The 14,079-nt window shown below is 47.8% G+C and carries 10 protein-coding genes; 3 read left to right on the forward strand and 7 right to left on the reverse strand.

Features of this window, described 5'->3' with window-relative positions; all coding sequences use genetic code 11:
• Positions 1-43: 43 nt before the first annotated feature.
• Positions 44-1,414, forward strand: coding sequence for an adenylosuccinate lyase (purB, locus tag K7B67_RS09090; protein ID WP_252180032.1), 1,371 nt, complete (start codon positions 44-46; stop codon positions 1,412-1,414).
• Between the two features lie 201 nt (positions 1,415-1,615).
• On the opposite strand, the gene K7B67_RS09095 is transcribed toward purB, so the two are convergent.
• The 4 genes from K7B67_RS09095 to K7B67_RS09105 form a co-directional block, all read right to left on the reverse strand.
• Positions 1,616-3,232: a hypothetical protein gene (locus K7B67_RS09095; protein WP_252180033.1), complete on the reverse strand. Its 1,617-nt coding sequence runs from the start codon at positions 3,230-3,232 to the stop codon at positions 1,616-1,618.
• 329 nt (positions 3,233-3,561) lie between these two features.
• Entirely contained in the window at positions 3,562-5,736 is a 2,175-nt protein-coding gene (locus K7B67_RS09100; RefSeq protein WP_252180034.1) for a malate synthase G, read from the reverse strand.
• A 212-nt stretch (positions 5,737-5,948) separates the two neighbouring features.
• Positions 5,949-6,080 carry a hypothetical protein gene (locus K7B67_RS23855; RefSeq protein WP_256484814.1) on the reverse strand — a complete coding sequence of 44 codons (132 nt, stop codon included), beginning with the start codon at positions 6,078-6,080 and terminating at the stop codon, positions 5,949-5,951.
• 156 nt (positions 6,081-6,236) lie between these two features.
• Complete coding sequence (locus K7B67_RS09105) at positions 6,237-7,193, reverse strand: LysR family transcriptional regulator (protein WP_252180035.1); 957 nt, start codon at positions 7,191-7,193, stop codon at positions 6,237-6,239.
• Positions 7,194-7,415: 222 nt separating this feature from the next.
• Between K7B67_RS09105 and aceA the strand changes: the two genes are divergently transcribed.
• Entirely contained in the window at positions 7,416-8,687 is a 1,272-nt protein-coding gene (aceA, locus tag K7B67_RS09110; protein WP_252180036.1) for an isocitrate lyase, read from the forward strand.
• Between the two features lie 59 nt (positions 8,688-8,746).
• Positions 8,747-9,748 carry a threonine/serine dehydratase gene (locus K7B67_RS09115; protein ID WP_252180037.1) on the forward strand — a complete coding sequence of 334 codons (1,002 nt, stop codon included), beginning with the start codon at positions 8,747-8,749 and terminating at the stop codon, positions 9,746-9,748.
• Between the two features lie 126 nt (positions 9,749-9,874).
• Here the strand turns inward: K7B67_RS09115 and K7B67_RS09120 are convergent, their stop codons facing one another.
• Genes K7B67_RS09120 through K7B67_RS09130 form a run of 3 tightly spaced genes read right to left on the reverse strand, consistent with a single transcriptional unit; the run spans position 9,875 to position 14,012 of the window.
• On the reverse strand, positions 9,875-10,864 hold the full coding sequence (locus K7B67_RS09120) for a patatin-like phospholipase family protein (protein ID WP_276576728.1): 990 nt from the start codon (positions 10,862-10,864) through the stop codon (positions 9,875-9,877).
• A complete protein-coding gene (locus tag K7B67_RS09125; protein WP_252180038.1) occupies positions 10,861-11,691 on the reverse strand; it encodes a hypothetical protein in 831 nt (276 codons plus the stop codon). The genes K7B67_RS09120 and K7B67_RS09125 overlap by 4 nt, the downstream gene beginning before the upstream one ends.
• Positions 11,688-14,012: a dynamin family protein gene (locus K7B67_RS09130; RefSeq protein WP_252180039.1), complete on the reverse strand. Its 2,325-nt coding sequence runs from the start codon at positions 14,010-14,012 to the stop codon at positions 11,688-11,690. The genes K7B67_RS09125 and K7B67_RS09130 overlap by 4 nt, the downstream gene beginning before the upstream one ends.
• Positions 14,013-14,079 lie beyond the last annotated feature (67 nt).

The following is a 14,079-nucleotide window of genomic DNA, read 5'->3' on the forward strand; positions in this document are numbered from 1 at the left end:
CCGGTATGATGCGCCCTTTCTACGAGCATAAGGCGTGTAAACCATGGAGCTGTCTGCACTGACTGCTGTTTCCCCTGTCGACGGTCGCTATGGGGAAAAGACCCAGAGCCTGAGAAGCATTTTCAGTGAATACGGCCTGATCCGTTTCCGGGTAACTGTTGAAGTTAAATGGTTACAGGCACTGGCCAGCCACCCCGAAATCAGCGAAGTGCCTGCACTTTCCCAGGTCGCTAACGAGCTTCTGCAGCAACTGGTAGACAATTTTTCCCTTGCCGATGCCCAGCGTGTCAAAGACATTGAGCGCACCACCAACCACGACGTTAAAGCCGTTGAGTACCTGATCAAAGAAAAGGTACAGGATAACAGTGAGCTGGCTGCTATCAGCGAGTTTGTTCACTTTGCCTGCACCTCCGAGGACATCAACAACCTATCCCACGGCCTGATGCTAAAAACTGGCATGGAAGAAGCGGTACTTCCTCCCATGCAGCAGATCATCAAGGAAATCGAAAGCCTTGCCCATCGACATGCAGATCAGCCGATGCTTTCCCGCACCCATGGACAAACAGCCTCTCCCACCACCCTTGGCAAAGAGATGGCAAATGTCGCCTACCGTCTGCGCCGTCAGGTTCAGCAAATAACCCGGATCACCCCACTGGGTAAAATCAATGGTGCTGTTGGCAACTACAATGCCCACCTGTCCGCCTACCCTGAAATTGACTGGCAGCAGCATGCAGAACAGTTTGTCACCAGCCTGGGGTTGGAATGGAATCCCTACACCACGCAAATTGAACCCCACGACTGCATCGCTGAACTGTTTGACGCCATTTGCCGCTTCAACACCATCCTGATTGATTTTGATCGTGACGTTTGGGGTTATATTTCCCTGGGATACTTCAAACAGAAAACCGTGGCCGGTGAAGTAGGCTCTTCTACAATGCCCCACAAAGTGAACCCAATTGACTTTGAAAACTCCGAAGGCAACCTGGGCATTGCCAATGCCGTTATGCAGCACCTGGCCATGAAACTGCCTGTCTCCCGCTGGCAGCGTGACCTGACAGACTCAACAGTTCTGCGTAACCTGGGAGCGGGTCTGGGTTACAGCCTGATCGCTTATGGCTCCACCCTGAAAGGTATCGGCAAGCTACAGGCCAATGCCGACCGCCTGAATGAGGACTTGAATAATGCCTGGGAGGTTCTGGCAGAGCCTATCCAGACCGTCATGCGCCGCTACGGCATCGACCAGCCTTATGAAAAACTAAAAGCTCTGACCCGCGGCCAGGACGGTATCACACAGGCCACTCTGGAAACCTTTATTGACAACCTGGACATGCCAGCTGAGGTAAAAGCGGAACTGAAGAAGCTGACACCTGCCAACTATGTGGGTAACGCAGCGGCCCAGGCCAAAGCGGTCTAGCACACGGTTTCAATGTAATTGACGGGTTCCCCTATCAATGGCACCCAAACTCCGTTCACCCTGAGCGGAGTCGAAGGGTGTCGGGCACGGTCTTCATTGTTGGTTCGGAGTCCACATCCTTCGACCGTGCATCCTGAGCGGAGTCGAAGGGCGCTCAGGATGAACGTAGATTGTTTACATCAAACTCATTGAAATGATGTGCTAGTGCAGCCCAGCCTGTGTATCCACGGCACCGGCATCCTGACGATAGATATGCCAGCAACGCGGCTCTAATTCTTTTTTTAATAAGTCACTTTGAATTTCAAAACATGATTTTATACGCTTAATACACGTCCGCTGTTGAAGATAAAGCTGGAAGATATTATCTGGCCAAAGTCGTGTAGGCTCTTTGGGAAAATCCTTTTGTAATGTTTTCGTCATTCGTGGGATCCAGGTCAGGTACTCTTGCCGGTTTTCAGGAAGTTTTGCCAGCAACTGGTTTAAACGGTAAAGGTCACTTTTTCCTGCACTTAGCTTCGCGGCTTCTGCCTTGCGACGAGGCTCTGTCTCACGATCCTCATTTGTAAAGCTATTTGCGTATGCATAGTAATGTTTGGAGTACACCATTTCTGGAGGAATATAATGATGGGGTGCGGAACAATAGAAATCTTCGGTGGCCAGTACAAAACAGCCGGGATTGTTTTTCAGGAGTGTGGTGAGGTAATAGTCAATTTTTCCCTTTACAACTTCGTAGATCAACCGATTCGCTGGTGCGCCCTTATCGGTAAAAGGGTGAATGGCGATAAACAAAGTAGTTGCCGGTGTAGCGCCAACAATTTCCTGAGCCGGAATCAGGTTGATGGGCAGTGGACTGACGCCGACAGGATAATCATCATAAGCATTGCTCACATCCACAGGAATTACTTTGATCTTGAGGTTTCGTTCATTAAGATAGTTTTGCAATAACAGAGATATCTTTGCGTCACCACAGCCAATATCAACAATGTATTTGATCTCGTTGTTTTTGCTTAAAAAATCAGCCAAAAACTTGAAGTTATACATTTCCAGATAGTCTTTTCCTTTCGCCAGATCCGGGTTAATAAACGATTGCGAAGTATCCAGGGTAATCAGATCCTGGTTGCCAATCCTCACCGTTTCCGGTTTAACGCTCGGTAGATTGGCATACGTAGCAAAGTAATGACTTCGTGGACTATTATCCGCACAGCACTTTTTATAACGCTTGGAAGTATAGAGATATGGTCTGGAAGGAGTCTTCAAGTCAGTCACTTCACGGCTCGAAAGATCGACGGCACGCTTAGAGTTTGCTGGCCTTTCATAAGGATGAAAAGGCTGCTTGCGAATAAAACGGTTCCATTCATGCCAGCCACCACCCGCTGGCAGCGACGGGCCGAAAATCTCCGGATACAGTGATTCAAGGAAACTCTGGCTATACAGACTAAACCGCAAGTAAGCTTCATACCTGCTGATGGATAGCAGTTTGCCGTTGTGCTGCACAATGTATGACAGCTGCCCATTATTATTGTCCTGCACACAAAAGGCGGCTCCGTGAATAAAGGCGAGAAATCTTAATAACGGGTCATCCGGGAACGCGTTCAACTGCCATTGATCAGCCCATCGGAACACAGACCGGATACCGCTGGCATCAGTGTCAACAGACTCAGCCGCAATAAGCTGCGGCCAGTTTTCATCAGCCATATCGCTGACTTTCGCTACAGCAGGAAACTCCGAAGGTACAAGAACCAGCGATTCTTCCTCATCAAGCTTTAGCCCGATGGAATCCTGAAAGGTGGGCTGGGGTGGTGGATTCAAATCAGGCAATGAATTCTTAGCTTCGGGCGCACCCCGGTAAACAGTGGCTAGCAAGGGTAACAACGAACTCAATGACATGGGCTCAGCGAGACTGCCCGCGGCCACTGCCTGTTGTATCGTTACCATTTGCACCGTAAGGCAGAAAAAAAGAAATCTGCAAACAGTCAGTGTGTAATCGTTTTTTTTCATATCGCCCTGATAGCTGCTATTCATTGTCGAAGTCAGGAAGAATAGACTATGTGGGAACGAGGAATGATGAAAATGGCAACCGTCTCTCTTTTTACTGGACTTGAGACGGTTGCTTTTAGCAGAATTTATTTGACAACCTTTCGGTTATTTCATCGTACAGCGGCTTTAAACTCACGCCTTCTTGCATGCAGCACCGGTTCCGTATAACCATTAGGCTGCTGACAACCTTTCAATACCAGCTCACACGCGGCCTTAAAGGCAACACTGGCATCATAATCAGCAGCCATGGGACGGTAGCCAGGATCCCCGGCGTTTTGCTCATCAACCACTTTTGCCATGCGTTTCAAGGCGTCTACTACCTGTTCCTGAGAACAGATACCATGCCTTAGCCAGTTCGCCATATGCTGGCTGGAAATACGCAGCGTTGCACGATCTTCCATCAGACCAACGTCGTGAATATCAGGCACTTTTGAACAACCCACACCCTGCTCTACCCAACGAACGACGTAACCGAGAATACCCTGTGCGTTATTATCCAGCTCCTGTTGAATCACTTCTTCCGTCAAAGAAGATCTGTTCTGCAACAAAGGAATAGTCAGAAGATCATCCAGACTGGCTCTGTGACGCTCAGCTATGGATGCCTGAACCTCAGTGACACAGACGGAATGATAATGAGTAGCGTGCAGCGTCGCAGCATTAGGTGAAGGTACCCAGGCAGTATTGGCGCCCGACTGGGGGTGTCCGATTTTAGTCGCCAGCATTTTAGCCATTTCATCCGGCATAGCCCACATACCTTTACCAATCTGGGCACGACCGGCCAGACCACAGTCAAGACCCACCTCAACATTTTGGTTCTCATAGGCATTGATCCAGGCTGACTGCTTCATTTCACCTTTTGGAATCATCGGGCCTGCTGCCATACTGGTATGAATTTCGTCCCCGGTACGATCAAGAAAACCCGTATTAATAAAAACCACACGATCTCTGGCGGCGCGGATGCAGGCTTTGAGATTGACAGAAGTACGACGCTCCTCGTCCATTATGCCAATTTTCAGAGTGTTTTGTTTAAGACCCAAAACCTCTTCGATCTTGCCAAACAGCTTATTGGTGAAGACTACCTCTTCAGGCCCATGCATTTTTGGCTTAACAATATAAACACTTCCTGTGCGGGAGTTTCGGATGCCTTCTTGTTTTTTCAGGTCGTGCATGGCGATCATGGCCGTAAACATACCATCCATAATACCTTCAGGAATCTCATTTCCTTCACGATCCAGAATGGCATCGGTAGTCATCAGATGTCCGACATTTCGAACAAACATAAGGCTGCGGCCATGCAGAGAAAATGCTTCACCTGCGGGGGATGTATACGTGCGATCAGCTACCAACTGGCGGGTTAAGGTTTTATCACCTTTAACGAACGTTTCCTGCAAGTCAGCTTTCATTAGTCCGAGCCAGTTTCGATAAACCAGCGCCTTATCTTCAGCGTCTACGGCAGCCACGGAATCTTCACAATCCATAATGGTTGTCAGAGCCGCTTCTACCACCAGGTCTTTCACTCCGGCCCCATCGGTTTTTCCGATAGGAGACTGTCGGTCAATGTGCACTTCTATATGAAGGCCATTATTTTTGAGCAGAACTGTGTCGGGATTTTTTTCACTGCCGGTATAACCCACAAATTTTTCAGGTTGGGCCAGTGTTGTGACGCTACCATCTTCCAGGGAGAGAGCCAGCTCCCCTTCCCTGACCGCATAACCGGTTACCCCGGAATGGTTTCCTTTCACCAAAGGTGCTGCCTGATTGAGCAACGCCTTACCAAAGGCAATCACTTTCTGCCCCCGGACAGGGTTATAGCCTTTGCCACGTTCAGCACCGTCACTTTCCGCAATAGCATCCGTCCCGTACAAAGCATCGTAAAGACTTCCCCAGCGGGCATTGGCTGCATTCAGGGCAAAACGTGCGTTCATAACAGGAACAACCAGCTGAGGTCCGGCCTGGGAGGCAATTTCGGTATCCACATTTTCCGTTGCAATCTTAAAGTCTTCGCCTTCAGGTTGCAGATAACCGATCTCCAACAGGAACTGTTTATAGGCAGAAGGATCATGAGACTGCTGTTGATGCTCTTTATGCCACTGATCAATCTGATTTTGCAGGGTATCCCGCCTTTCCAGCAGAGCCCTGTTCTCAGCAGCGCAATCATCCAGAACACGCTCAAAACCTGACCAGAAGACCTGTGGAGTCACGCCAGTGCCTTCAATAGCTTCAACTAACAAATGTTGGATAGGAGCTGCTATCTGCAAACCTCCGATCTGGATGCGATCAGCCATGGGTCTTCCTTCTAAACGCTGTTGTTCTTAAGACAAAGCCTGATTTTATTAAAAAATCCGGCGGCTCGAGTTTGACAATATTCTGTTTGAACCAAGGTTAGATAACCAATTCAACACAGTTATATACGGCATTTTTCCAATAAATAGCAAGTGTTGACAAAATTTACGCACAAAAAAGCCGCACAATGGCGGCTTTTCTAAATTCTGAGAACTCAGTCGTCTGGATGAGACTCCTGCTTTTGCTCAGTGATGACCAGGTAGTAACTTTCTGACAGGTGCTCGATGCACTCATCAGCCACTGCGTACAAAGTATGTTCTGTGTTCAGTTGGGTTAGCCAGTTCATTTTATTCTACCTTCCGGTGGATCTCGTGTGGATAGGATAGGCAGAGCACTTAACCACTCGCTCCCGCCATTTCTCAAAAGCAAGCAAAGATTAACATCTATAAACACAAGATGCTACACAACAAACCACTTATTTCACACATATTATCACCAATTATCAAACAAGCTCAGCCGCCGGACAGGTTTGTTGCGTAGTTGCTTTGATGATCTGCCGTAACCAGTTGTGCCCTGCATCGTGGTGCAACAGTGGGCTCCACGCCATACGAAGCTGAATAGGAGGAATCTCAAAAGGAGGCGGCAAAACCACCAGATCCTCTTCATGGCGGTGCAATTCAGCCAACTTACTGGGCAGAGTCGCAATAAGGTCATTCTGGGAGGAAAGCAACATGGCTACCTGATAATGTCTCGTCAGGACTCTGATATCACGCTTGTGGCCAATGGCCGACAGCGCCTCATCAACCCATCCGAGTTGTTGCACATCCTTTGGGTCAATCCCCACCCCAACGCCCATACCGGTTTTGCTTGCCCATATATGCTGGGCAGAAAGATAGCTCTCAAGGGTGAAATGATGAATAAGCGGATTGCCCCGACTCAGAACACAGGAGAAAGAGTCTTCCCAGATCAGCGACTGGTGAAAAGATTGCGGCATATTACTAAAACGGTTAATGGCCATATCAACACGACCATGCTCTACATCATGAAAGGTCACGTCGCTGGGTGTGAGAATATCAAGAGTAATACCCGGAGCCTCAGCCCTGAGCCGCTTCAGCACCATGGGAACCAGAGTCGATTCAGAATAGTCACTGGCCATGACGCGAAACACCCGGGAACTTTCCCCGGGATTAAAAGCGTCCCTGGGTAAAACCGCCTGCTCCAGAAGTTTCAGGGCATCGGCAATCTGGGGCTGCAGAGCGAGAGCTCTCTCCGTAGGAGACATACCTTCACTGGTTCTTACCAGCAGCGGGTCATTAAACAGACTCCTGAGTCTTTTCAACCCGTTACTCATAGCTGGCTGGGTAATGCCCAGCTGCTCGGCCGCTTTGGTGACACTTCGTTCTCTCAAAAGCACATCCAGATAGACCAACAGGTTCAGATCAACACGAGTCAAGTTCATATTCTTGTTTACATCCTGAAACGGTTCGGCGGGTGGCCAAGAATAGAGATATCCAGACCGCAAAGTCAAACAAACGTATGACTTTTGAGAATCGCTCTCAGAGCGTCATTCTCAAAAAGAATAATCACTATAACGACAATAAATTATCAAGTTTGTTATCTTTTGTTATAGATTGAAATTGCCTTGACAAACAACCGTTTGATTTTCAGGAGAGGCGATACAATGTCTACTTATAATCGCGCTGAAGAAATTGCCCGCATCGAACAGGACTGGTCAGAAAATCCTCGTTGGACCCATGTAAAACGCACCTACAACGCTGAGGATGTCGTCCGTCTGCGCGGTTCCATTAAGGTAGAAAATACCTTTGCCCAAATGGGAGCAAAGAAACTCTGGGCATTGCTCTATGAAAACAAGTCACGCAAGGGTTACGTTAACAGCCTCGGGGCACTGACGGGAGGTCAGGCACTGCAACAGGTTAAAGCAGGGCTGGAAGCTGTTTACCTATCTGGCTGGCAGGTGGCTGCCGACCATAATTCAGCCAGCTCCATGTACCCCGATCAGTCTCTCTATCCGGTAGACTCCGTACCGGCATTGATTAAAAGAATGAACAACAGCTTTATGAGAGCAGACCAGATTCAATGGAAAAACGGCATCGGCCCCGGTGTTAAAGGTTATGTGGATATGTTCGCTCCTATTATCGCCGATGGTGAAGATGGCTTTGGCGGCGTCCGTAACACCTATGAACTGATGAAAAGCATGATCGAAGCGGGCGCTGCGGGCGTTCACTTTGAAGATCAGCTGGCTTCGGTCAAAAAATGCGGCCACATGGGTGGCAAAGTACTTGTTCCTACTCAGGAGGCGATCGACAAACTGATTTCTGCACGACTGGCTGCCGATGTTACCGGCGTTCCGACTCTGCTGATAGCAAGAACCGATGCCAGCACCGCTGATCTGATCACCTCCGACATTGATGACTATGATCAACCTTTCCTGACGGGTGAGAGAACCAAAGAAGGCTTCTACCGTAGCCGCAAGGGTATTGAGCAGGCCATTGCCCGAGGTCTGGCTTACGCACCTTTTGCCGACCTTCTCTGGTACGAGTCAGAGACACCGGATCTCGATGAGGCCAGAACCTTTGCCCGGGCCATTCGTTCCGAATACCCGGATCAATTACTGGCTTACAACTGCTCCTCGTCCTTTAACTGGAAAAAGAACATGGACGATAAAACCATTGCCCGCTTTCAGGATGAACTGAGTGAGATGGGCTACAAATTCCAGTTCATCACACTGGCAGGCATTCACAGCATGTGGCACAACATGTTCGACCTGGCCTACCACTACAGCCAGGGACAGGGCATGAAACACTACGCAGAAATGGTTCAGCAGCCAGAGCAAGCTGCGTTTGAACGAGGCTACACCTTTGTGTGCCCCCAGAAAGAAGTAGGTACAGGCTACTTTGACCATATCACTCACGTGATTCAGAAAAAGCGGTAGGAACTCCTACCCCCGGCATAGGGTCTATTCTGTACTGAGCTGTACAAAATGGAACCCCTATGCCGACCCCTCAAGCTATCCCTGACTTAAAAACCCTGAAGGAAATCTACCAAAGCCAGCAAAGTTACACCCGAAAAACACCTCTGATCCCCAGCGAAGAGTTAGGAGCCAGGGTGCAGGGCAAGGTGTTTGTAAAGGCTGAATCCCTGCAAAAAACCGGCGCTTTCAAGTTCAGGGGAGCGCTTTACAGGTTGCTTCAACTAACTGAACAGGAAAAATTACGAGGGGTTGTCGCCTATTCTTCTGGCAACTTTGCCAGGGGACTGGCGGCAGCCGGGGAGATCCTGGGCATTGAGGTTCACTTGGTTATGCCCGCTGACGCCCCAAAGAACAAGATAGACAATGCCCGTGCCCACGGCGCTGAAGTTAAACTGTGTTATGAATCGACCCCTTCCAGAGAAGAGGCAGCTGCCGCACAGGCCATAAAACTCTCTCAACAACACGGCTACTCACTGCTTCACCCCTTTGATGATGCCATTCTGATTCGAGGTCAGTCCGCTGTCGCCATGGAGGCTTCCGAACAACTTCAACAGATGGGAGAGACTTGCCACTTCCTGCTATGCCCCACTGGCGGCGGAAGTCTGGTTGCCGGTTCCAGTATGGTTTTTAACGCAGCTCATTATCCTGACACTCAAGTGCTGGCGATTGAACCGTCCGGATACGAAGGAATGACTTTGTCGATTGAAGAAGGGCAACGTGCCAGAGCCTACGGCAAAACCGCCAGCTCCTGTGACGCCCTGCAGGCCCTGAGCCCCGGTGAAGCCAATCTCGCAATCATACAGAATTCTGAGGTCGCAGGGCTGGCCGTTGATGAAGCCTTTGTTAATGAAGGCATCCGATTCGCGGCTTATAACATGAAGCTCGTCCTCGAGCCCAGCGGAGCTATTGGCATCGGAGCACTGTTGCAGCATCCAGAAAAGTTCAGGGGAAAGACAAGCGTGATCATCGCTTCGGGTGGCAATATCGATATTGAAAAGTACGCCAGGATTATTCAACGATGAGCCGGTATCCGGCCTGTAAAATTGCTTTTACGTCATAAAATGCCGATAAGTGCTTGAATATCCTTAAAGCAATTTTGCAGGCCGAGCCCCGAATAAAACGAACCAGATCATACAAACAGGCCTTGTTTACAGCAAGTCGAGAGCTTCATCCATCTCATCAAGGGCGGAGTGAACCGCTGCTCGATTTTTGGACATATGCTCGACAGATTCTAATGCCCTCAGAGTGTCTTCATACCCCATTCTGGCCAGATACTGAATTTTATCTGCACTGAAATTAACCATCGCCTGCACACCGCCAAAATACCCCTCTTCGATGACAACCGGGTCACTCGGGCGAATTTCAAGAATTCTGGTTCTGGGATGCTCATGATTTTTTCGATCAAACAAGCTGCCGTTACTCAACTGGATAGAAATGCAGAGATCGCATTGACCCAACAACGGCTTAACCGGCGTGTTATCCCGTATCCCTCCATCAAAATACTGCCCATCTTGTATTTGTTGAGATTGATAGAGTAAAGGCAAAGCAGCAGAAGCCATGACAGAGTTGATAACGTCATCAGCGGGTAATGACTGCAAATGAAGATAGGTTGCTTCTTTACCAGACATACGCAAGAGATCACCTTTGATGAACTCCTCAATACTCTCCTTCAATGAACCTTCAAATACACTGACCCAGATGGGTTTCCAGGATTTATATTCAGAGACATTCGTATGTTGATCAAACTTCTCTCTAATAGGGGTGTCGTCTAACAGGGGGGCATCGTGTTCTGCAGCTATAGCCTTCAGTAAGGTATGAGCTTTTTGTCCAGCATTTTTTATCAATGGGTTTGGTGTGAAAGAAGCCATGCCCGACAGCAACAGGCCTGCATTTAGCGCAAGACTTTTCTCGTTGTACTGCATTGGATTTTTTTTGGATAATTCATCCCACACAGCTTCCACTTTATCTGCCGCTTCAAGCATATTTGAGGAAGACGCAACCAGCACACCATTGAGTGCCCCAATGCTTGCTCCACTGACCATGTCCACTTCAATGCGCTGTTCAGCAAGGGCTTTAATGACACCCATCTGGTAGGCTCCCCGGGCAGCCCCTCCAGATAATACTAACCCTGTTTTCATGCCGCTTCCCTCAAACTGGAATCGTAAAATTCATGAGTTAATCGCTGCAAAGAGATAACAGGCACACTGCACTCAACCAGATTACCATTCAAAACTCTCTGCAATTCTTCCATCAATGGATGATTAACTTCATCTACCGTTAAAAGGGTCGCATCCTGAATAACAGTTTCAGCCTCCCGTAAGTCAGCCATTGCCACAGGTAGAGCCATTAGCTGCTTTGGGCTTAGGCCGAACTTTTCACAGGCAACTGTCATTAAACGGACTTTTCCGAGTTCCAATAAGCTCGAATCACTTTGGGCAACTACGCCAAACTGGCTCCACTTCAATTCATTGATAACCAGAAGTAGCTGGCTGATTATCGGTAGTGGTGTTTGATCTAATTTCCATATATCGAGTATCTGCTGCAGGCGATCACGAGCCTCTATACGCTGGTCAATGTATTCCAGTCGATTTTCAATATCAGAAAGCTGGCTTCCGAATTGTGCAAGCAAATCATCATGGCGAGCTATTTTTTGCCGGGCATCATGAATCGCTTTAGCGACTTTACTGACTCCTCTGGCAGTTTTAGCTATCTGCTGATCGTGCTGCTGACAGTATTCGATCAGCAGAGATACTCCGCTCCGCAGGTTATCATTGATAGCCTGTTGTTGCTGCTGTCTGTGACCAAACGCCAGGCCACATAACCGCCCGGTGAAGGTGTTGCTATCAGCCAGATCTTTATTATGATCATTGCTTACAGCCAACACATTCCACATTTCTATAGCAGCTTTGTCGCTGAGAAAGCTGAACTGAGAACGAATAGGGTTTAACAGCGTTTGTTCAGTCATGCGGCTTTAACTCTCAGTAGCTTCAGGCCTTCGCATAGCTCATCAGTCTCACTGCTGATGTGTTCCACCTCGCTTTGCTGAGATGATACCTGTTGTTTTAACTGCTCCTGCTCATCCTTAGACAGCTCATGATTTTTCAGGTTTTGTTCAGAATCGGCTTCCAGAATCCGGCAAGTGCCTTCCAGGTTACGGGTAAATTCATCAACATACTTTTTTAAGGATTCGCTTAAACCAGAAATATTGTCTGTCAGCTGGAGTTCTATATTTTGGGCAACTTCTTCCTGGATTTTTTTCATGTTTACCGTATAGGATGTCTCAGTGCGAATTTCGGTATGATAGAATAAGTCTGGTAAAAAATTCAGTGAAAAACCAAATAACTTCGGTGGTTTCTTTACAGAATATCGTTTAGTGTCCTTCTGCACTTGGCTGTCGGCGCCCAAGCTCTCAGAATCAATATTTAGAGAAAAGGTGGCAGGGTTGACTCTGACATGTGCCACTTTTTCAAGTTTTTGACCAAACCGCACTTCAAACTCAGACATTCTTCGCTGAATGTCTGATTCCAGATCCTTTCGTCTATCAGTCAGGTAGTTTCTTAGTTTTTCGTTCAAACTATTTATATCTGCTTGAACTAGTTTAAACAGATCTCTTCGCGCTTCCTTAGCCTCGCGCTTTGAGCTAAACTCCTTTTGTCTACCAGTCAGGTAGTTTCTTAGTTTTTCAAAACTATTTATATCTGCTTGAGGCAGTTTTAACAGCTCTAATCCCGCTCCCTTAGCTTGCTCCTCGGCCTGCTGCTTTGAGCTTCTCTGCCGAAATGAGCTTGGTTTCTGGTCATTCTGGGTCTGAACTTTCCAATCAAATTTTTCTGTTTCAGCTTTAACCCATTGCTTGACGTTACGCATTTGATTCTCAGGCCAGCCATCAAGAACTTCATTCAAGCTGTCTCGAAAAGAAACCAACTCTCCCAACAGAGAGCTCAAATGGTCAATTTTCGCTCTCAGCTCATAAACTGTTGTATCGATATCTTGTCGTTTGTTTTGAAGTGTCATTAACAGACGACCATCAATCAACTGAACTTTAACCTTAGCCAGAGAAGAAATGATTGCGTCGGGCCCTGCATTGGCATAAGCGCGCTCAATTGCTCCTTTCACAAGCAGAGGTTGCTTCGATGCAGAAAGCAGATTCCCGGCAAATTTAGGAAGCATACCCAGATAAGGTTCTTCCAACCCCTTTTCTGGGTCGTACAAAGTTGCCATAGAAGCTTTCAAGAAGTCACCCTGCCAGCCTTCTTGCTCAGAAATACGCCAGGATTGCTTATTGCTCAGTGATTTCTGAGCTTTAAGAGCAAGATAAGCATGGCGTGCAGAGAGAGGGTAAACCCGGTCTTGCCCTAAATCTAACCCTTTGAGCAGTTTATCCTGCACGTAGGATCTGGTTGCTTTAGCATCCATGGAGTTACAGTCTTCCTGGTCAAATTTATTGACTGCAACAATAATCCTGTCCTTATAGGCTTCAGCATAACTCTGAACCGCTGTCCTGAGTTCCTGATCTGATACATTGTTAAGGGCTGTATAGTCCAGAGTACACAGAAGAACACCTGCTCTTTCTAACTGCTTATGAACAAGGTTGTTAAGGTGTTTCGTAATACCTGCTTCATTGGCTCCCGGGTTGTCCACCAAAACAAGCTGACCTACCTGATTGATTCCGGTCTGATTCTCAAGGCATGCCATGGCAATATTTACCTCAGGAAAATCCTCATCTCCCTGCAGGCAGTTTAAAATATCAGGATTGCGCCCTTCTTCGCAGGCAAAACGAGCAAAATCATTGATCAGCAGCAATTGTTGCTGGATAGCGTCAAGACCCGATACCGACTCGCACGCATTTAACGGGCCAAAACCCTTCTCAGGGTTCATTTTGTGACGATACTGCTCAAACTCTTCCTGATAATCCTGGATAAACTGGTTAAACCAGTCCGCATGCTTGAAGTAATAAGTACCAGCACTCTCAGATGCACTATGACGAATATAGGTAGGAAGCAGGGTCATTGCTGTACTTCTGTTTGGCAGCAGTTCCTGGCCAACCAGACTGTTTATCAGAGTAGACTTGCCTGCTTTCATGACTCCCACCACAGCCATTTTCAGATCCAGGCTACCTAGGTTGGAACGTTCACGATTAATGGTAGAGAGAAATTCTTTTTGATGCTGATCGCTCCAGCTCATCGTTTCTGCATAAGACTCGAGTTGATCCAGAATACTTATTGCTTTCTTTTGAGAAAAGTGGATGATCTGCTGCGGATCAAGCTCATCATTGATAGGTGGCATGCAGTACCCAGCCCTGTAGAATTAATATTGGCTGAAATATACTGTGTTTCCCTGGGCGGGTTTATTG

The organism is Endozoicomonas sp. 4G (assembly GCF_023822025.1).
Taxonomy (GTDB): Bacteria; Pseudomonadota; Gammaproteobacteria; order Pseudomonadales; family Endozoicomonadaceae; genus Endozoicomonas_A.

Coding starts and splice junctions, on each gene's coding strand:
- purB (WP_252180032.1), top strand. CDS start 44: ATGGAGCTGTCTGCACTGACTGCTGTTTCCCCTGTCGACGGTCGCTAT.
- K7B67_RS09100 (WP_252180034.1), bottom strand. CDS start 5,736: ATGGCTGATCGCATCCAGATCGGAGGTTTGCAGATAGCAGCTCCTATC.
- K7B67_RS23855 (WP_256484814.1), bottom strand. CDS start 6,080: ATGAACTGGCTAACCCAACTGAACACAGAACATACTTTGTACGCAGTG.
- K7B67_RS09105 (WP_252180035.1), bottom strand. CDS start 7,193: ATGAACTTGACTCGTGTTGATCTGAACCTGTTGGTCTATCTGGATGTG.
- aceA (WP_252180036.1), top strand. CDS start 7,416: ATGTCTACTTATAATCGCGCTGAAGAAATTGCCCGCATCGAACAGGAC.
- K7B67_RS09115 (WP_252180037.1), top strand. CDS start 8,747: ATGCCGACCCCTCAAGCTATCCCTGACTTAAAAACCCTGAAGGAAATC.
- K7B67_RS09120 (WP_276576728.1), bottom strand. CDS start 10,864: ATGAAAACAGGGTTAGTATTATCTGGAGGGGCTGCCCGGGGAGCCTAC.
- K7B67_RS09125 (WP_252180038.1), bottom strand. CDS start 11,691: ATGACTGAACAAACGCTGTTAAACCCTATTCGTTCTCAGTTCAGCTTT.
- K7B67_RS09130 (WP_252180039.1), bottom strand. CDS start 14,012: ATGCCACCTATCAATGATGAGCTTGATCCGCAGCAGATCATCCACTTT.